Source organism: Streptomyces sp. NPDC058231 (assembly GCF_042882275.1).
Lineage (GTDB): Bacteria > Actinomycetota > Actinomycetes > Streptomycetales > Streptomycetaceae > Streptomyces.
The window spans coordinates 55,772-73,187 of sequence record NZ_JBHVWN010000003.1 but is presented as its reverse complement, the minus strand read 5'-3'; the positions used below and the strand labels follow the sequence as shown (position 1 = coordinate 73,187).

The window sequence follows — 17,416 nt, the reverse complement described above, 5'->3', positions numbered from 1 at the left end:
GGTGTTCTGCCCTTCTCTTCCTTGTTGCTGTGCCGGACGTTTCAGGCGGTCTCGCGAACGCAGCGGGCCAGCGTGCGCAGGCCCTCGTCCAGCTCTTCCGGGGTGATGGTCAGGGGCGGCAGCAGCTTCACGACCTCGCTCTGCGGGCCGGACGTCTCCAGCAGCAGACCCAGTTCGAAGGCGCGGGCGCAGACCGCGGCGGCGCGTGAGGCGTCGGCGAACTCCAGGCCCCAGACCAGTCCGCGACCGCGGAACTGTGCGCCGAGCCGGGCGTGTTCGTCGCAGATCGCCAGGAGGGCCTGTTCGACCTGCTCGCCGCGGGCCAGCGTCTGCTTCTCCATCTGGCCGTCCGCCCAGTACGCGTCGAGCGCGGCGGCGGCGGTCACGAAGGCGGGGTTGTTGCCGCGGAAGGTGCCGTTGTGCTCGCCCGGGCTCCACACGTCCAGCTCCGGCTTGAACAGGCAGAGCGACATGGGCAGCCCGTAGCCGCTGATGGACTTCGACAGGGTGACGATGTCCGGGGTGATACCGGCCTCCTCGAAGGAGAAGAACGCACCGGTGCGGCCGCAGCCCATCTGGATGTCGTCGACGATCAGCAGCATGTCGCGGCGGCGGCACAGATCGGCCAGCGCCCGCAGCCACTCGGGCCGTGCGACGTTGATGCCGCCCTCGCCCTGCACCGTCTCGACGATCACGGCGGCCGGTTGGTTGAGCCCGGAGCCCTGGTCCTCCAGGAGCCGCTCGAACCAGAGGAAGTCCGGGACCCTGCCGTCGAGGTAGTTGTCGAAGGGCATCGGGGTGCCGTGCACCAGCGGGATGCCGGCCCCGGCGCGCTTGAAGGCGTTGCCGGTGACGGCGAGCGAGCCCAGCGACATGCCGTGGAAGGCGTTGGTGAAGGAGACGACGGACTCGCGCCCCTTCACCTTGCGGGCCAGCTTCAGCGCGGCCTCGACCGCGTTGGTGCCGGTCGGGCCGGGGAACATCACCTTGTACGGGAGGTCCCGCGGGCGCAGCACCACGTTCTGGAAGGACTCCAGGAAGGCGCGTTTCGCGGTGGTGGCCATGTCCAGGCCGTGGGTGATGCCGTCGCGCTCGATGTAGTCGATCAGCGCGCGTTTCAGCACCGGGTTGTTGTGGCCGTAGTTGAGAGACCCTGCACCGGCGAAGAAGTCGAGGTACGAGTGACCGTCCTCGTCGGTCAGCCGGGAGCCCTGCGAGCGGTCGAACACTGCGGGCCAGCCGCGGCAGTAGCTCCGTACCTCGGACTCCAGGGTCTCGAAGACACTCAGGGCGGGCGGGGTGATGGTCACAGGGGATCTCCTGCTTGAGGGGGGTGTGCGGGGGTGGCGGTGAAGCGGTGGACCGGTCGTCGCGGGGAACGGCCGGGTGGCGCCGGGCTCGTACGCGGGCCTTCGGAACGGAAGCCGGGCGGGGACGTCAGCGCCGGACGTCAGCGCCGGACGTCAGGAGTGGAACGGGCCTATGCGGTACAGCACTTCCGGCAGGTGCGTCCCCTCGGGGAAGAGCCCGCCGTCGAAGAGCACCTCGCGCTCCATGGCGACGTCCTGGCGGAGCGCGTACGAGGTGAAGAGCCGGTCCGACGCGGTGTTGTCCGGGGTGACGGTCGTCTCGACCCAGGCCAGTCCCTGCTCCGCGGCGACCCGCGCGGTCAGCGAGTCCAGCAGCTCGGCGGCCAGCCCGGTCCCGCGGTGCGCGTGGCCGACGGCCACCTGCCAGACGACGAGCGTCTCGGGGCGGTCGGGGCGGATGTAGCCCGTCACGAAGGCGACCGGTGCGCCGGTCTCGTCGCGGGCGACCACGGAGGTGGCCGCGAAGTCACGGCACCACAACAGGTAGCTGTAGGAGGAGTTGAGGTCCAGGACCTCGGAGTCGCGGGCGATGCGCCAGATCACGGCTCCGTCCTCCACTCGCGGAGTATCGATCGTGAGGAATTCGCTTCGGGCACGTGCAAAGTCTGCTGGTGCGGCGGTCATGCGAATTGAATTTACCCAGCAAATTCTGAAATTGCATCGAGCCAAGGGGTTGGGTGGAGCGCTCCTCCGTGTTATCACGCGGGCGCGCGCCCCGGCGTGAATCGAGAGGGATTTCTATCGGTCTGTCCTACATTTAACCGGCAAATCGACCAGCGGTGTGGAGTCGATCACAAGGATCGACCCGGGCGTCACGTGACCGGATTGCGCGACTCGGAACAATGGGAATCCGGGCGTTTAACGCCTGGGAAAGCGGGCAGAAGAATGCGGGGAGCTGATTTCCATGAAGCAGCTCCCCGCATTTACGGATTACCTGGGGCCGGATTGTGTTTCCGCGGACCAGGTCGAATTTATTCGCTCGGCCAGGTTTCCGTGACGGCCTTGCGGGCAGCTTCGAGGTCGACCTGCCGGCCCTCTTCGGCCAGCGCCGCCCCGAGTGCCGCGAGCGAGGACTGCACCGCTCCCCGCGTCGCGTCCACGCCGTAGTGATTGACCCGGATCATTTCCTTGGACAGCGCCCCGCCGCCCGCGATCAGCGGCAGCGAGGGGTCGGCCGCGAGCGCCTTGGCGACCAGCCCGGCGGCGTCGACTCCCGCCGGGGAGCGCAGCGTTGTGGCGACCGGCGCCGCGTCCTTCGCCTCGTGCACGTACGGCGCCAGACCGCCGCCGAGCGCCAGCGCGCCCGCCCGCGTCGCCGCGGCGGCCGCCGCGTGCCGGGCCGTCAGCGTCTCCAGCCCCTCGGTCTCGATCCGCTCCAGACAGGCTTCCAGCGCCAGCATCTCCAACTGGGCGGGGGCGTGCAGCAGAGCCTTGCGGCCGCCGTCGATCCAGCGCTCCTTCCAGTCCAGGAGGGAGAGGTACGAGTGGCGCGGGGCCTCGGGGTTCGCGGCGATCCGCTCCCAGGCGCGCCCGCTCACCGATACCGCGGACACCCCCGCGGGGCCGCCCATCGCCTTCTGCGCGCCGATCACGCACAGGTCCACGCCCCACACGTCCGGCAGCAGGGGCTCGGCGCCCACCGATGCGACGGCGTCCAGCATGAAGAGCGCCCCGTGCGCCCGGACCACCTCGCCGATCTCCGCGACCGGGTTGGTGTTGCCGGTCGCCGCCTCCGCGTGGACCAGCGAGACGAAGTCGATCTCCGGGTGCGTGGCGAGCGCCTGCGCGACCTGGTCGGCGGTGACCGCCGTGTGGAACGGCACCGCCAGGTCGATGACATTGGCACCGCAGTCCCGCAGCCAGTTCCCGAAGGTCTGCCCGTACGGCCCCGTGACCACGTTCAGCGCGGTCGAACCGGGCCGGGCACCGCCCCGGATGCAGCCTTCGAGGGGCAGCAGCGCCTCGCCCTGCATGATGACGACGTCCTGCTCGGTGGCGAGGAGACCGGCCACCCGCCGCTCGATGGCTGCGAAGTGCGCGGCGGTGAGCGGTGCGAGGTCGAGGAAGGGGTGCGTCACGGTGGTGCTCTCTTCGGATCGGATCGGTCTGCGGTTCGGTGGACGAACAGCGCTTGCGTCGAGAGTACCCAGGGCCCTGCGGGCGGCCTCGTACAGTGCTGCCCATGAGTGATCACAAGCCGCAGCCGCCGCTGCACGTGAAGGGGCGGGTGCTCGTCGGTCCCGACGAGGTCAGGGACGAACTGTGGGCCGTCGGCGGGCGGATCTCGTTCGAGCGGCCGCCGGGTGCGGACGCCGCGGTGACCGTGAGCGGCTGGGTGCTGCCGGGGCTCGTCGACGCCCACTGCCATGTGGGGCTCGACCGCCACGGCCCGGTCGACGCGGCGACCAGCGAGAAGCAGGCCCTCACCGACCGGGAGGCCGGCACCCTGCTCGTCCGGGACGCCGGATCGCCCTCCGACACCCGGTGGATCGACGACCGCCAGGACCTCCCGAAGATCATCAGGGCGGGCCGCCACATCGCCAGGACCCGCAGGTACATCCGGAACTACGCCCATGAGATCGAGCCCGGCGACCTGGTCGCCCTTGTGGCACAGGAGGCGCGGCGCGGCGACGGCTGGGTGAAGCTGGTGGGCGACTGGATCGACCGGGAGGCCGGCGACCTGACCGCCTGCTGGCCGCGCGGCGAGGTCGAGGCCGCCATCGCCGAGGCGCACCGGCTCGGCGCCCGGGTCACCGCGCACTGTTTCGCCGAGGCCGCCCTGACCGATCTGGTCGAGGCCGGGATCGACTGCATCGAGCATGCGACCGGCCTGACCGAGGACACCATTCCGCTCTTCGTCGAGCGGGGCGTCGCGATCGTCCCGACGCTGGTCAACATCGCGACCTTCCCCGACCTCGCGGCGGGCGGCGAGGCCAAGTTCCCGCGCTGGTCGGCGCATATGCGGCGGCTCCACGCCCGCCGTTACGACACGGTGCGCGCGGCGTACGACGCCGGTGTGCCGGTCTTCGTGGGCACGGACGCGGGCGGTTCGCTCGCCCATGGGCTGGTGGCGTCGGAGGTCACCGAGCTGGTCACCGCGGGCATCCCGGCCCGCGATGCGCTCTCCGCCACGGCCTGGGGTGCGCGGGCCTGGCTCGGGCGGCCCGGGCTGGAGGAGGGCGCCCCGGCGGACCTGGTGGTGTACGACGAGGACCCGCGGGCGGACGTGCGCGTGCTCGCGGCGCCACGCCATGTGGTGCTGAACGGCCGCGTGATCGGCTGACGCCCGTCGCGGCGCCGGGTTGACCGCCGGTGACCGAACCCCGCCCGTGCTCGTTGAAGCACCTCGGCGCACGCTCGGGCGTGATCGGCCGACTTGTCGCACACGCTCGGCGGAACGGGTGACGTACAGGAACGCGCGTGCCGAGATAATCGAATACAGGCACGGAAACCCCCCTTTGGAGTGAACTCGCCTTGGGTGTCCGCCAGTTCACCCTCTGTGCGTAAAGATTCACGGAGTCGAGGCCGCCGGTGCCCGCGATGTCCCCCATTGGACGGCGCCGGCGGCTCCATGTCTCATGTGGGGGTTCCACCATCTTGAACAGCAACACCTTCCGCCTGGCCGCCCTGGTGGCCGCCGCTGCTCCTGTCGCCCTGCTGGTCGCCTCCCCGGCGTACGCCCACGGGGCCACCACGGCCTCCGGTGGCGGGAAGGCGAGCGCGGTCGTGCTCCGTACCGCACTCGACGTCTCACTCCTGAACAAGACGGTCGATGTGCCGCTCAAGGCCACGCTCAACGAGGTGCAGGCACCGGCCAGCGCCGATGAGACCGCGCTCAGCGTGCGGCTGGACGGCGTGGACCGCGGGCGGCAGGTCAGCGTGTTGCGTGCCGATGTGGCCACGGCGGACGCGACCGTCGGCAAGCGCCGGGCGGAGGGCCACAGCAATCTGGTCAATGCCCGCCTGCACGTGCCCGGGCTGCCGCTGCTCTCGCTGATCGAGGTCGAGAAGGTCTCTTCCGAGGCGGTCTGCGTGGTGGGCCGCAGGCCGGTCGCCGAATCGAATGTGCTGGGGCATGTGCGCGTGCTCGGCCGACGGATCACGCTGTCGGCCGGCGGCACCACCCGGGTCCACGTCCCGGGTGTCGGCGAGGTGACCCTGGACCTGTCGAAGACGCGGACCACGTCCCGTACGGCCGCGGCCGTCGCGCTGCAGCTGAAGGTGTCGGTCAACCCGCTCAAGCTCAATGTCGCGGACGTCCAGGGCGAGGTCACGCTCGCCGAGGCGACCTGCCGGACCCCGAAGGCCGACGGGCCCCACTCCAAGCCCACGAAGCCGGCCGGCAGCACCGGTGGTGACAGCGAGGGTGGATCCGGCACGGGCGGCGACGGGAGCACCGGCGGTGGCAGCGGCACGGGCGGTGACGGCAGCACCGGTGGCAGCAGCACGGGTGGCAGCAGCACCGGTGGTGACAGCGGCGGCGATGTGAAGACCCAGACCGGGACCGGGCACGCCCCGGCGGCTGTCGACACCAGCCTGGCGGAGACCGGCAGCAGTTCCGCGACGCCTTACGTCGCGGGCGGAGCGGCGTTCCTGCTGGCGCTGGGCGGCGGCGCCATGGTCGTGGCCCGCAGGCGCGCCCAGGACTGATCAGACCGGTCCCGAGCCGGCACCGGGCCCGGTGCCGGCGGGGGGAGGGGACGGAGTCGCCCCGCCCGGACAGAAGTCTGGACGGGGCGGCAGCCGTCACCGGCCGACGAGCACCAGCGCCTGGTCGAGCGCCTGCAGAAAACGGTTGGTCGTCACCCGGTCGCGCACGGCCAGCCGAAGCCACTGCGGGCCGAGTCCCGGAAACGTGTCACCGCGCCGCGCCGCGAACCCCAGGGCCCGCAGCCGCTCCCGCACCTCCGCGGCCCGCTCCAGCCGCACGAGCACGAACGGGCCCTCGGCCGGATCCGCCACCCGGACCTCCGCGAACTCCATGAGTCCCGCGATCAGATGCGCCCGGTCCACCGCGATCCGCTCCGCCGCGGCAGCCGCCTCCGCAAGCGCTCGCGGACCCATGCACGCCTCCGCGGCGGCCAGCGCCGGGGAGGAGACCGGCCACAGCGGCTGCGCCTCCTGGAGCGTGGCAACGGTCTCCGGGGCGGCCAGCACGTAACCGATCCGCAGCCCCGCCAGCCCCCAGGTCTTGGTGAGGCTGCGCAGCACGACGAGGCCGGGGACGTCCGTACGCCCGCCGAGCGCCTCGGTCTCGCCGGGCACCGCGTCCATGAACGCCTCGTCGACCACCAGGGTCCGCCCGGGGCGCGCCAGTTTCTCCAGTGCGGCCGCCGGATGCAGGACAGACGTCGGGTTGGTCGGATTGCCGACCACCACCAGATCCGCCTCCTCGGGTACGGCCGCCGGATCCAGCCGGAAACCGTCGTCGGCCCGCAGCAGCACCCGCTCCACCTCGTGCCCGGCCGCGCGCAGCGCCGCCTCGGGCTCGGTGAACTGCGGATGCACGACGACCGGCCGCCGGGCCGGCAGCGCCCGTGCGATCAGCACGAACGCCTCCGCGGCCCCCGCGGTCAGCAGCACCCGCTCCGCCGGAAGTCCGTGGCGTCGCGCGACCGCTGCCCGCGCCCTGTCCCCGTCCGGGTAGGCGGCAAGTGTGGAGAGGGACGCGGCTATTCGCTCCCTCAGCCAGGCCGGCGGCGTATCGGTGCGTACGTTGACGGCGAGATCGGTCAGATTCGCGCCGCGGACCTCCACGTCACCGTGGTGCCGCAGATCGTGCCCGTCCGCGCTGTTGACATCGGAACTCTCAGTGGGAGTGTGCATGACTTCCAGGGGGGTGTGGGGGTGGGTTCGTACACACGAGTCGGTACACATCAGTTCGTAGGCACGAGGTGGAGCTACGGCAGGACGACTATGTGCCCGGCACCGCACTCGACGCAACGGTCGGATCGCGATGCGTGTGCGACGCCCGCCGTGCCACCGCGCACGTCACCTTCCCCGGCCGCCCCGCGGGGCTCGACTTCCGCTTCGGTACGAGCAGTTCGTCGGCGTGGAAGAGAGCCGCGGCCTCCGCCACCGACGCCGTGCCGACCGCGGCGAGCGCGGCACCGGACGGATTCGGTACGGCGACCGCGGCCAACTCCTCCGGGCGGTACCCACGCACCGGAACGCCCAGCCGAGCCGCCGCCGCCACGATCCCCGGCTCCTCGGCCCGCGCGTCGAGCGTCGCCAACTCCACGACACCACGTGGTGAGAGCCCCGCCTCGCGCAGCACGGACGAGACGAGCTCCAGCACCTCCTCGGCCGGCACGCCCCGGCCCGCCCCGACCCCGACCACCAGCACAGCCACAGGACAGAACCTTTCGGAGCACGGGAGCACGTGAGCACGGGAGCACGGGAGCACGGGAGCACGGGAGGAGGAGACGAGGGACAGGTCGGCCGGGGCTGAGATGCGGGGACCGGGGTCAATCGGCTAGCAAGACCCCATGGCGGTGCTTGTCGCGCTCGGCGCGTTCCTGATGACCCTGGCGGGTGGCTGGGTCGCCCAGCGCGTCACCGACCGTCGCCATCTGGTGCTCGGCTTCGCGGGCGGGCTGATGCTCGGCGTCGTCGGCCTCGACCTGCTGCCGGAGGCGATCGAAGCCGCGGGCGGGAAGGTCTTCGGCGTCCCGGCGGCGCTGCTGCTGTTCGTCGGCGGCTTCCTCGTCGCCCACCTGGTGGAGCGTCTGCTTGCCGTACGCCAGGCGGCACACGGTGCGGGCGAGGAGCGGGTGCCGCAGGTCGGTCTGACGGCGGCGGCGGCGATGGTCGGCCACAGCCTGATGGACGGGGTGGCGCTCGGCGCGGCGTTCCAGGTCGGCGGTGCCATGGGCACCGCCGTGGCGCTCGCCGTCATCACGCACGACTTCGCGGACGGCTTCAACACGTACACGATCACCAGCCTGTACGGGAACGCGCGCCGCAAGGCGTTGGCGATGCTCTTCTCGGACGCCCTGGCACCGGTCGCCGGAGCGGCGACGACGCTGGTGTTCACCCTTCCGGAGGAACTCCTCGGCGGCTATCTCGGTTTCTTCGGCGGGGCACTGCTGTACCTCGCCGCCGCCGAGATCCTTCCCGAGGCACACCACGAACACCCGGCCCGCTCCACGCTGCTGTGCACCGTGGCGGGGGTCGGGTTCATCTGGCTGGTGGTGGGCATCGCGGACTGACGCCGTCACACCGCGGCCCGTTCGACGAACCGCCGGGCGATGCCGGGTGCCGAGGCCCAGTGCGTATGCAGATAGCTGGCGTGGACGCCCTGCTGTACGAAGCCCTCCACACGCCGCTCCGGCAGATGCATGCCCCAAGCGGGGGTGGCGCCGGCGCCCGGCTGCAGCACCGTGCGGTGGAACTCGTGCCCGCGCAGCCGGGTGCCGACCGCCGCCAGCGGACTGTCGGTGATCGCCACGGCCTCCCGGTAGCCGAGTGTCAGCCGCTTCGACATCCGGCCCTCGGCCTCCAGCACCCCGCACATCGGCAGCCCGTCGAGCGAACGCGACAGGTACAGCAGTCCGGCGCACTCCGCGGCGACGGGTGCCCCGGCGGCCGCGAGAGCGGCAACGGCCCGGCGGAGCGGTTCGTTCGCCGACAGCTCGGGCGCGTACACCTCCGGGAACCCGCCACCGATGACGAGCCCGCGGGCGCCCTCGGGCAGCCTCTCGTCCCGCAGCGGATCGAACGTCACGACGTCGGCCCCGGCAGCGGCGAGAAGTTCGCTGTGCTCCGTGTAGGAGAACGTGAACGCCGGCCCACCGGCCACGGCGACGACCGGACGCGGTCCGGGCAGGGGAGCGGACCCGCCGGAGGCGTCCCCGCCCACGGCCGCGCCCCGCACGGCCTGCGACGGATCCCAGACCTCCGACGCGGCCGGCATCCCGGGCGCCGTCCGCGCCAGCGCCATCAACCCGTCCAGATCGCAGCCGTCCCGCACCTGCGCGGCCATCGCCGCCACGGCGGCCACCGCGTCACCGCGGCGTTCGGCCACCGGCACCAGCCCGAGATGGCGCGCAGGTGTGGCCACCTGCTCGGCGCGGCGCAGCACGCCCATCACCGGCACGCCGGACTCCTCCAACGCCTCCCGGAGCAGCATCTCGTGCCGGTCCGAGCCGACCTTGTTGAGGATCACCCCGCTGATCCGTACCTGCGGATCCCACGAGGCGAAGCCGTGCACCAGTGCCGCCACCGACCGCGACTGCGACGAAGCGTCGACGACCAGCACCACCGGCGCCCGCAGCAGTTTCGCCACATGGGCGGTCGACGCCAGCTCGCCCTGCCCGGACGCCCCGTCGTACAGCCCCATCACGCCCTCGACCACGGCGAGGTCGCATCCGCGCGCGCCATGGGCGAACAGCGGAGCGATCAGATCCGGCCCGCACATGTACGCGTCGAGGTTGCGCCCCGCCCGCCCGGTGGCCAGCGCGTGGTAGCCGGGGTCGATGTAGTCGGGCCCGACCTTGTGCGGCGAGACGGCGAGACCGCGCTCCGCGAAGGCCGCCATCAGACCTGTCGCCACCGTGGTCTTGCCGCTGCCGGAGGCCGGCGCGGCAATCACCAGTCGCGGAACCGTCACCACTCGATGCCTCTCTGGCCCTTCTGGCCGGCGTCCATCGGGTGCTTCACCTTGGACATGTCGGTCACCAGATCGGCGGCCGCGACGAGCTTCTCCGGGGCGTTGCGCCCGGTGATCACCACATGCTGTGTGCCCGGCCGGCCGCGCATCACCTCGACCACCTCGTCGGTGTCGATCCAGCCCCAGTGCATCGGGTACGCGAACTCGTCGAGGACGTAAAGCCGGTACGTCTCGGCGGCCAGATCGCGCTTGACCTGCTCCCAGCCCTCCCGGGCCTTCGCCTCGTTGTCCGCGTTGTCGCCGTGCAGTCCGCGCTGGACCCACGACCAGCCCTCGCCCATCTTGTGCCAGGCGACCGTGCCGCCCTCGCCGCTCGCGCCGAGGACCTTCAGCGCGTTCTCCTCGCCGACCTTCCACTTCGCCGACTTGACGAACTGGAACACCCCGATCGGCCAGCCCTGGTTCCAGGCGCGCAGCGCGAGGCCGAACGCGGCCGTCGACTTGCCCTTGCCGATGCCGGTATGGACGAAGAGCAGCGGGCGATTACGTCGCTGACGCGTCGTCAGTCCGTCGTCCGGCACGGTGGTCGGCTGTCCCTGTGGCATCAAGCGGCCTTCCTGTTGACTCCGTTGGTTCCCTGAACATCCCTGACGAGCCCGGCGATCGAGTCCGCGCGCAGCTCGTCGAGCGTGACGGCGGTGCCGCCGAGGTCGTGCGCCAGGCGGCCGGCCAGTCCGAGCCGCACGACCCCCGACTCGCAGTCCACGACGACGGACGCCGTGCCCTCGGCCTCGAGCAGCCGCGCGGCCCGCGCCGCCAGGGCCACCGGCTCCGGACCGCCGGTCGCCCGTCCGTCGGTCACCACGACCAGCAGCGGCCGCCGCGACGGATCGCGCAGCCGCTCCACCCGCAGCACGTCATGGGCCTTCAGCAGCCCGGCCGCAAGGGGCGTACGCCCGCCGGTCGGGAGCGTCTCCAGCCGTGCGGCGGCCGCGTCCACGGAGGAGGTCGGCGGCAACGCCACCTCGGCCCCCTTGCCCCGGAAGGTGATCAGACCGACCTTGTCCCGCCGCTGGTACGCGTCGAGCAGCAGCGACAGCACCGCGCCCTTCACGGCGCCCATCCGCTGCCGGGCGGCCATCGACCCGGATCCGTCCACGACGAAGAGCACGAGATTCCCCTCGCGTCCCTCCCGGGTCGCCTGCCGCAGATCGTCACGCCGCACCACGAGCCCCCGGCCCGACCGCCCGCGCGCCCGCTGGTGCGGGGCGGCCGCCTGCACGGTCGCGGCCAGATGCAGTTTGGTCAGTGCCCCCTCGGGGCGCCGCGCCCCGGTCGTACGACCGTGTTCGGTACGTGCCCGGGACCGCCGCCCCGCCGCTCCCTCGCCGAGCCCCGGCACGCTCAGCATCTTGGTCCGGAACGGCTCGGCGGCGCGTACGGGCTGCTGCTCGCCGCTGCCGGCGGGCCGCCCCTGCGGAGGCAGCCCGGGCGTGTCCTCGTCCTCGCCCCCGGACTCCGGCGGCGTGTCGGGGCCGTCCTCCCGAGGCGGCCGGCCGCCCCCGCCGGGGCCGTCCGGATCCGGATCGTCCTCCTCGCCGTCCCCCCGGCCGCTGTTCTGCTCCAGGGTGTCGTCGAGCTTGTCCTCGTCGAGGCCGGGCGCGTCGAAGGGGTTGCGGCGACGCCGGTGGGGGAGCGCGAGGAGGGCGGCCTGCCGGACGTCGTCGGCGAGTACGTCGGTACGCCCCGCCCACGCGGCCAGCGCGGTCGCGGTGCGGGCCATCACGATGTCGGCGCGCATCCCGTCGACCTCGAACGCCGCGCAGGTGGCGGCGATCTGCCGCAACGCGCGGTCGCCGAGCGCCACTTGGGGGAGCAGCGACCGCGCGGCGGCGATCCGTTCGCGCAACGCTCCTTCCTCCTCGGCCCACCGGGCGGCGAAGCCGGCCGGGTCGTCGTCGTACGCGAGCCGCCGCCGCACCACCTCGACCCGCTGATCGGTCTCGCGCGACGCCGCGACCTCGACGGTCAGCCCGAACCGGTCGAGCAACTGCGGTCGCAGTTCGCCCTCTTCGGGGTTCATCGTTCCGACCAGCAGGAACCGGGCGGCATGCCGTACGGAGACACCCTCGCGCTCCACGTACGAGGCACCCATGGCCGCCGCGTCCAGCAGCAGGTCGACCAGATGGTCGTGGAGCAGGTTGACCTCGTCGACGTACAGGATCCCGCGGTGCGCGTCGGCGAGGAGTCCCGGCTCGAAGGCCTTCACTCCTTCGGAGAGTGCCCGTTCGATGTCGAGCGCCCCGACGAGCCGGTCCTCGGAGGCCCCCACCGGCAGCTCCACCGTCCGCGCCGCCCGCGACACGCCGTCCCCGGCCCCGTGGGGCCCGTCGGGACACGCCGGATCGGGCGACGCCGGATCACACGAGAACCGGCAGCCGGGGACGACGCCGACCTCCGGCATGAGCGCGGCGAGCGCTCGTACGGCGGTGGACTTGGCTGTTCCCTTCTCACCGCGCACGAGCACGCCGCCGACGGCCGGCGACACGGCGTTCAGCAACAGTCCGAGCCGCAGGTCGTCCTGCCCGACGATGGCGGTGAAGGGGTACGGGGTACTCACAAAGCCTCCTTGACGACGTCGTCCATCCATATACCTGGGCCCCGGTCACGGCGAAGGGCGGACAGCGTGACCTGGCCCGCCACGAGTGTCCCGCCGGCCCCTCTCACGCCGGACCCCCGGCGGCAACTCCCGCGCCACGCGCCGCCGGTACCTCCGGCGCCCCCGGGCCCACGAAGGGCAGCCCGGCCGGCGCCCCCGACTCGATCAGCCGCAGCAGCGCGTCGGTATCCGCGTGCTCCTCGATCAGGTCCCCCAGCCGGTCCAGCTGCTCCTCCCGCAGCGCCCCGAAACTCGTGTCCGGCGCCGGCACGAACCGCCGCCCCGCCGCCCGCGCGACCTCGGCCAGGAACCGCCGCCGGAAAGCGTCGCTCTCCAGCGAGCCGTGCCAGTGCGTCCCCCACACCGCCCCCACCCGGCAGCCGTCCAGGAACGGCTCGCCGCCCCGCACATCGGCGACCCCGTGGTGGATCTCGTACCCCTCCACCGGCTCCCCGAGCGCGGTCCCGACCGGCCGTGCGAGGGTCTTCTCCCGGTCGAACCGGATCCGCACCGGCAGCAGCCCGAGTCCGTCGACCCGCCCCGCCCGCGACTCCACCTCGTCGTCGATCTGTTCCCCGAGGAGCTGGAACCCGCCGCAGATGCCGAGCACCGGCAGCCCCTGCGCCGCCCGACGCACCAGCGCGTCGGCCAGCCCCCGTTCGCGCAGCCAGGCGAGCGCCTTCACGGTGCCGCGTGTACCGGGCACGATCACCAGGTCCGCGTCGGCCAGTTCCTCCGCCCGGTCCACGAAGCGCACGACGACCCCCGGTTCGGCGGCCAGCGCGTCCACATCGGTGAAGTTGGACATCAGCGGGACGGCGCACACCGCGACGCGCAGCACGTCCTCACCGTGCGGCGGCGCGACGACCGACTCGCGCACGGCACCGCGCAGCGAGACCCGCAGCCCGTCCTCCTCGTCGATGCCCAGGCCGTGGGCGAACGGCAGCACCCCGTACGTCGGCCGCCCGGTCAGCCCGTGCAGCATGTCCAGCCCCGGCTCCAGGAGCGACACGTCGCCGCGGAACTTGTTGACCAGGTAGCCGGCGATCAGCGCCTGGTCCTCCGCGCTCAGCAGCGCCGTCGTACCGAAGAAGGAGGCGAAGACACCGCCCCGGTCGATGTCACCGACGACGACCACGGGGAATCGTGCGGCCCGCGCGATCCCCATGTTCACGATGTCGGTGCGCCGCAGGTTGATCTCGGCCGGGCTGCCCGCCCCCTCGCAGATCACCGCGTCGTAGGCGGAGCGGAGCTGCTCCAGGCAGTCCACGACCGTGGAGAGCAGGGATTCCTGCCGCCCTCCGTGGTAGCCGCGGGCGCTCATCTCGCCCACCGGCCTGCCCATCAGGACGACCTGGCTGGAGCGGTCGCTGCCCGGCTTGAGCAGCACCGGGTTCATCAGCGCGGTCGGTTCCACCCGGGCCGCCTGCGCCTGCATCGCCTGGGCCCGTCCGATCTCCGCCCCCTCGCGGGTGACGAACGAGTTCAGCGACATGTTCTGCGCCTTGAACGGTGCGACCTTCACACCCTGCCGCACCAGCCAGCGGCAGATGCCCGCCGTGACGACGCTCTTGCCCGCGTCCGACGTGGTTCCCGCGACCAGCAGTCCGCCACTCATTTCCCTCTCCGTCCCGCGGCCGGAAGCCGCCCCGCGGGCGACCGCCGTCCCGCGATCAGCCGGCCCGCCGCGCACACGCCCAGGGCCAGCACTCCCACCCGGCGCGACAGCCGCACCGCACGTTCGATGTCCGCGGTCTCCACCGCACGGCCGGCCCCGCCGTTCAGCACCGGTCGGTGCTCGACCCGCCCTCCGTACGCGAGGGTCCCGCCGAGCCGTACCCCGAGCGCGCCCGCGAACGAGGCCTCCACCGGGCCGGCGTTGGGGCTCGGATGTCTGCCGGCGTCGGCCCGCCAGGCCCGGAGCGCTTGCCGTGGCTGCCCTCCGGCGGCCACGGCGAGCGCGGCCGTGAGCCGTGCACCGGGCCAGCCCGCCACATCGTCCAGCCGGGCCGAGGCCCAGCCGTAGCGGCGATGGCGGGGCGACTTGTGCCCGACCATCGCGTCGAGGGTGTTGACGGCGCGGAAGGCGACGAGTCCGGGCACGCCGCCCAGGGCGCCCCAGACCAGCGCGCCGACCACCGCGTCCGAGGTGTTCTCGGCGACGGACTCCACCACGGCCCGGGCGATCTGTGGTCCGTCGAGGGACTGCGGGTCGCGGCCGCACAGGTGGGGGAGGCGTGCACGGGCGCGTTCGATGTCACCGGCGGCCAGCGCGGCGCCGATCGCGCGGGCCTCCCGGCCCAGCGAGGTGCCGCCTACGACGGACCAGGTGGCGGCGGCGGTCAGGGCGACGGCGGCGGGACGTCGGCGGACGGCGCGGGCGGCCAGTGCGGCTCCGCCCGCGGCGCCGCCGGCACAGATCAGGGTGTGCAGCGCGCCCCACCCGCGGTGGTCGCGCCACAGACGCCGCTCGACACCCGCCGCGGCCCGCCCGAACGCGGCGACCGGGTGACCCCGGCGGGGATCGCCGAGCAGCAGATCGCCGATCAGACCGGCGGTGGCGCCGTACGCGAAGACGCGGTCGGCTCGCACGCTCAGCCGGCCGTCGCGCCTCGAAGGACCTTCGTGCAGCCGGCTCTCGGGGAGAGCGGCACGACAACGGGCGCAGGGCAGCCGGGCATGGCGATATGTCCTCACTCAGGGTCCGCGCCCTGGATCGACGTGACCGGCGGCGAGAGTCTCCTGGCTCCCGGATCCGCAGTTCCCCCGGCCTTCCAGCCCGCCTGCGCGAGCCGTGACTTCCGGTGTGGGGGACTGCTCCCCGGTGACAGTGGCGGGACCGCGCCGGATTCGCACCGGCTTCCTCTGCTGTCGCCGTAAATGGCTCCGGCAGTCCACCACGCTCCGCGAACGCCCGTCAACCCGGCGTTGACCTGCGGCGGCGAGTGTGCGCAGACGCACACCGGGCCGGCCACACACGAGGTGTGACCGGCCCGGCGGGGAGTGCGGGACGCGACTCAGGCGACGATCAGGTAGATCCCGTACGCCACCGCTGCCGCGCACAGTGCGAAGCAGAGGTACGCGCCCGTGCGGACGAGCGCCGTGGAACCTCCGGAGGCGCCGCCGCCCTGCGCAGCCGGTTCCGGCTGCCTGGAGAGACCTGCGATGCCGAGGGTGAAGAGGCCCACCAGTGCGACGGTGACGACGAGCGAGACACCGAAGACGGAGCCGAGAGCTGCCCAGTCGATTTTCATGGTGATCTGTCCTTACACCGTGGCGGGCCGCGCCGGGTCGGCGGCGACGGTTGCGGGCTGGGCCGGGATGGTGGTCGTGAGGTCGGTGGTGACGTCCACCGCCGTGGCGGCCGTGACGACGGCCCCGGCGGGCGGCGGCGGGGTGACGGCCGCGATGGCGGTGGTGATGACACCCGCCGGCTCGGCGGCCCGCCTGTCGGGTGCGACATCGTCGCGTCCGACCGGCTTGCGCCGCGACAGCAGCCAGATCGCACCGGAGCCCGCGATAAGCAGGACGGCGACGACGACGACACCCCAGGTGCCCTGCTTGGTGAGGAACTCCGCGCCCGCGCCGACCAGACCGGCGGCCGGCAGGGTCAGACCCCAGGCGACGAACATCCGGGTGGCGGTGGACCAGCGGACCACACCGCCGCGGCGGCCCAGCCCGGCGCCCATCACGGCGCCGGAGCAGGACTGGGTGGTGGAGAGGGAGAAGCCGAGGTGCGAGGAGGCCAGGATGACCGTCGCCGCGCTGGTCTGGGCGGCGAAGCCCTGCGGCGGCCGGAGCTCGGTGAGGCCGCTGCCCATGGTGCGGATGATGCGCCAGCCGCCCAGATAGGTGCCGAGCGCGATGGCCAGACCGGCGGAGAAGATGACCCAGACCGGCGGGTTCGAGCCGGGGGAGAGGACACCGCCGGTGACCAGGGCCAGGGTGATGATGCCCATGGTCTTCTGCGCGTCGTTGGTGCCGTGCGCGAGCGAGACCAGCCCGGCCGAGGCGATCTGGCCGGCCCGGTAGCCCTTGGCGGTCGCCTTCTCCTGGGCTTCGTTCCGGGACTTGCCGCCGATCCGGTACGTCAGCCTGGTCGCCAGCAGTGCGGCGAGACCGGCGACGAACGGGGCGGCGATCGCGGGGAGCAGCACCTTGGTGACGACGGTGCCGCCGTCGACCGAGGACCAGCCCGCCGACATCACCGCGGCGCCGATGAGGCCACCGAAGAGGGCGTGGGAGGAGCTGGACGGCAGGCCGACCAGCCAGGTCAGCAGATTCCACAGGATGGCGCCGACGAGCGCGGCGAAGATGACTTCGGTGCGCAGCCCGTTCTCGTTGATGATCCCGCCGGAGATCGTCTTGGCGACCTCCACGGACAGGAACGCGCCGACGAGGTTGAGAGCGGCGGACATGGCCACCGCCGTCTTGGGTTTGAGGGCACCGGTCGAGATGGTGGTCGCCATCGCGTTCGCGGTGTCATGGAAACCGTTCGTGAAATCGAACACTAGAGCTGTCACGATCACAATCGCGAGTAGCAGCGTGATGTGTTCCATTTACCCAGGCAATCGTTCGACGTCATTGGCACGTGGACCGTAGGCAATCTGAGTGAACGGAAGATGAACTGGGCAGGGCGCTGTGGTGTCCCCAAGCGGAGTGGGGTCGTCTTCTTTGCCCGGCGGGAGATGTCCGGAGTGGGGCGCAGGGCCCGTAGTGGCTGGTTTTCGACCCTCTCGCCCGGCCTCGTGACCGTGTGGGCCGTGGGCGGAAACG

14 protein-coding genes, 1 pseudogene and 1 riboswitch are annotated in these 17,416 nt (G+C 72.5%); of the genes and pseudogenes, 3 read left to right on the top strand and 12 right to left on the bottom strand.

Annotated features, from left to right (window positions below):
* Positions 1–41: 41 nt before the first annotated feature.
* From ectB to ACFVXE_RS03145, 3 genes are all read right to left on the bottom strand, one after another.
* A complete protein-coding gene (ectB, locus tag ACFVXE_RS03155; RefSeq protein WP_389668634.1) occupies positions 42–1,310 on the bottom strand; it encodes a diaminobutyrate--2-oxoglutarate transaminase in 1,269 nt (422 codons plus the stop codon).
* A 153-nt stretch (positions 1,311–1,463) separates the two neighbouring features.
* A complete protein-coding gene (gene ectA / locus ACFVXE_RS03150; protein ID WP_389668632.1) occupies positions 1,464–1,994 on the bottom strand; it encodes a diaminobutyrate acetyltransferase in 531 nt (176 codons plus the stop codon).
* A 347-nt stretch (positions 1,995–2,341) separates the two neighbouring features.
* Positions 2,342–3,448 carry a pyridoxal-phosphate-dependent aminotransferase family protein gene (locus ACFVXE_RS03145; protein ID WP_389668631.1) on the bottom strand — a complete coding sequence of 369 codons (1,107 nt, stop codon included), beginning with the start codon at positions 3,446–3,448 and terminating at the stop codon, positions 2,342–2,344.
* Between the two features lie 104 nt (positions 3,449–3,552).
* Here ACFVXE_RS03145 and ACFVXE_RS03140 point away from each other — a divergent pair, with 104 nt between their 5' ends.
* Both ACFVXE_RS03140 and ACFVXE_RS03135 read left to right on the top strand, forming a co-directional pair.
* Complete coding sequence (locus tag ACFVXE_RS03140) at positions 3,553–4,653, top strand: amidohydrolase family protein (protein ID WP_389668629.1); 1,101 nt, start codon at positions 3,553–3,555, stop codon at positions 4,651–4,653.
* Between the two features lie 314 nt (positions 4,654–4,967).
* Positions 4,968–6,020, top strand: a complete 1,053-nt coding sequence (locus tag ACFVXE_RS03135) for an SCO1860 family LAETG-anchored protein (protein ID WP_389668627.1) — start codon at positions 4,968–4,970, stop codon at positions 6,018–6,020.
* Between the two features lie 96 nt (positions 6,021–6,116).
* On the opposite strand, the gene cobC is transcribed toward ACFVXE_RS03135, so the two are convergent.
* The gene (cobC, locus tag ACFVXE_RS03130; protein WP_389668625.1) at positions 6,117–7,196 is read right to left on the bottom strand and encodes an Rv2231c family pyridoxal phosphate-dependent protein CobC; all 1,080 of its coding nucleotides are present in this window, start codon (positions 7,194–7,196) and stop codon (positions 6,117–6,119) included.
* Between the two features lie 145 nt (positions 7,197–7,341).
* Positions 7,342–7,722: pseudogene (locus tag ACFVXE_RS03125) on the bottom strand (cobalamin biosynthesis protein); the annotation flags it as partial.
* A 136-nt stretch (positions 7,723–7,858) separates the two neighbouring features.
* On the opposite strand from ACFVXE_RS03125, the gene ACFVXE_RS03120 reads away from it, so the two are divergent.
* A complete protein-coding gene (locus ACFVXE_RS03120) occupies positions 7,859–8,581 on the top strand; it encodes a ZIP family metal transporter (RefSeq protein ID WP_389668623.1) in 723 nt (240 codons plus the stop codon).
* A 5-nt stretch (positions 8,582–8,586) separates the two neighbouring features.
* Here ACFVXE_RS03120 and ACFVXE_RS03115 read toward each other — a convergent pair whose 3' ends face one another.
* The 7 genes from ACFVXE_RS03115 to ACFVXE_RS03085 form a co-directional block, all read right to left on the bottom strand.
* Positions 8,587–9,984 (bottom strand): cobyrinate a,c-diamide synthase, encoded by a 1,398-nt coding sequence (locus tag ACFVXE_RS03115; RefSeq protein WP_389668621.1) that lies wholly within the window; start codon positions 9,982–9,984, stop codon positions 8,587–8,589.
* Positions 9,978–10,586 (bottom strand): cob(I)yrinic acid a,c-diamide adenosyltransferase, encoded by a 609-nt coding sequence (cobO, locus tag ACFVXE_RS03110; protein WP_389668619.1) that lies wholly within the window; start codon positions 10,584–10,586, stop codon positions 9,978–9,980. The genes ACFVXE_RS03115 and cobO overlap by 7 nt, the downstream gene beginning before the upstream one ends.
* Positions 10,586–12,601 (bottom strand): putative cobaltochelatase, encoded by a 2,016-nt coding sequence (locus tag ACFVXE_RS03105; protein WP_389668617.1) that lies wholly within the window; start codon positions 12,599–12,601, stop codon positions 10,586–10,588. Before ACFVXE_RS03105 ends, cobO begins: the two co-directional genes overlap by 1 nt.
* Before the next feature lie 103 nt (positions 12,602–12,704).
* A complete protein-coding gene (locus tag ACFVXE_RS03100) occupies positions 12,705–14,258 on the bottom strand; it encodes a cobyric acid synthase (protein WP_389668615.1) in 1,554 nt (517 codons plus the stop codon).
* Positions 14,255–15,232, bottom strand: a complete 978-nt coding sequence (locus tag ACFVXE_RS03095) for a cobalamin biosynthesis protein (protein WP_389668613.1) — start codon at positions 15,230–15,232, stop codon at positions 14,255–14,257. The genes ACFVXE_RS03100 and ACFVXE_RS03095 overlap by 4 nt, the downstream gene beginning before the upstream one ends.
* A 143-nt stretch (positions 15,233–15,375) precedes the next feature.
* Positions 15,376–15,507, bottom strand: a riboswitch (cobalamin riboswitch).
* A gap of 150 nt (positions 15,508–15,657) precedes the next feature.
* Complete coding sequence (locus ACFVXE_RS03090; RefSeq protein ID WP_389668611.1) at positions 15,658–15,894, bottom strand: hypothetical protein; 237 nt, start codon at positions 15,892–15,894, stop codon at positions 15,658–15,660.
* A gap of 12 nt (positions 15,895–15,906) precedes the next feature.
* The gene (locus ACFVXE_RS03085) at positions 15,907–17,199 is read right to left on the bottom strand and encodes an anion permease (protein ID WP_389668609.1); all 1,293 of its coding nucleotides are present in this window, start codon (positions 17,197–17,199) and stop codon (positions 15,907–15,909) included.
* Positions 17,200–17,416: the final 217 nt, after the last annotated feature.

Bases quoted from the DNA above. Each gene is read 5' to 3' on its own strand.
- ACFVXE_RS03100 (WP_389668615.1), bottom strand. From the start codon at position 14,258: ATGAGTGGCGGACTGCTGGTCGCGGGAACCACGTCGGACGCGGGCAAG.
- ACFVXE_RS03120 (WP_389668623.1), top strand. From the start codon at position 7,859: ATGGCGGTGCTTGTCGCGCTCGGCGCGTTCCTGATGACCCTGGCGGGT.
- ACFVXE_RS03090 (WP_389668611.1), bottom strand. From the start codon at position 15,894: ATGAAAATCGACTGGGCAGCTCTCGGCTCCGTCTTCGGTGTCTCGCTC.
- ectA (WP_389668632.1), bottom strand. From the start codon at position 1,994: ATGACCGCCGCACCAGCAGACTTTGCACGTGCCCGAAGCGAATTCCTC.
- cobC (WP_389668625.1), bottom strand. From the start codon at position 7,196: ATGCACACTCCCACTGAGAGTTCCGATGTCAACAGCGCGGACGGGCAC.
- cobO (WP_389668619.1), bottom strand. From the start codon at position 10,586: ATGCCACAGGGACAGCCGACCACCGTGCCGGACGACGGACTGACGACG.
- ACFVXE_RS03085 (WP_389668609.1), bottom strand. From the start codon at position 17,199: ATGGAACACATCACGCTGCTACTCGCGATTGTGATCGTGACAGCTCTA.
- ACFVXE_RS03140 (WP_389668629.1), top strand. From the start codon at position 3,553: ATGAGTGATCACAAGCCGCAGCCGCCGCTGCACGTGAAGGGGCGGGTG.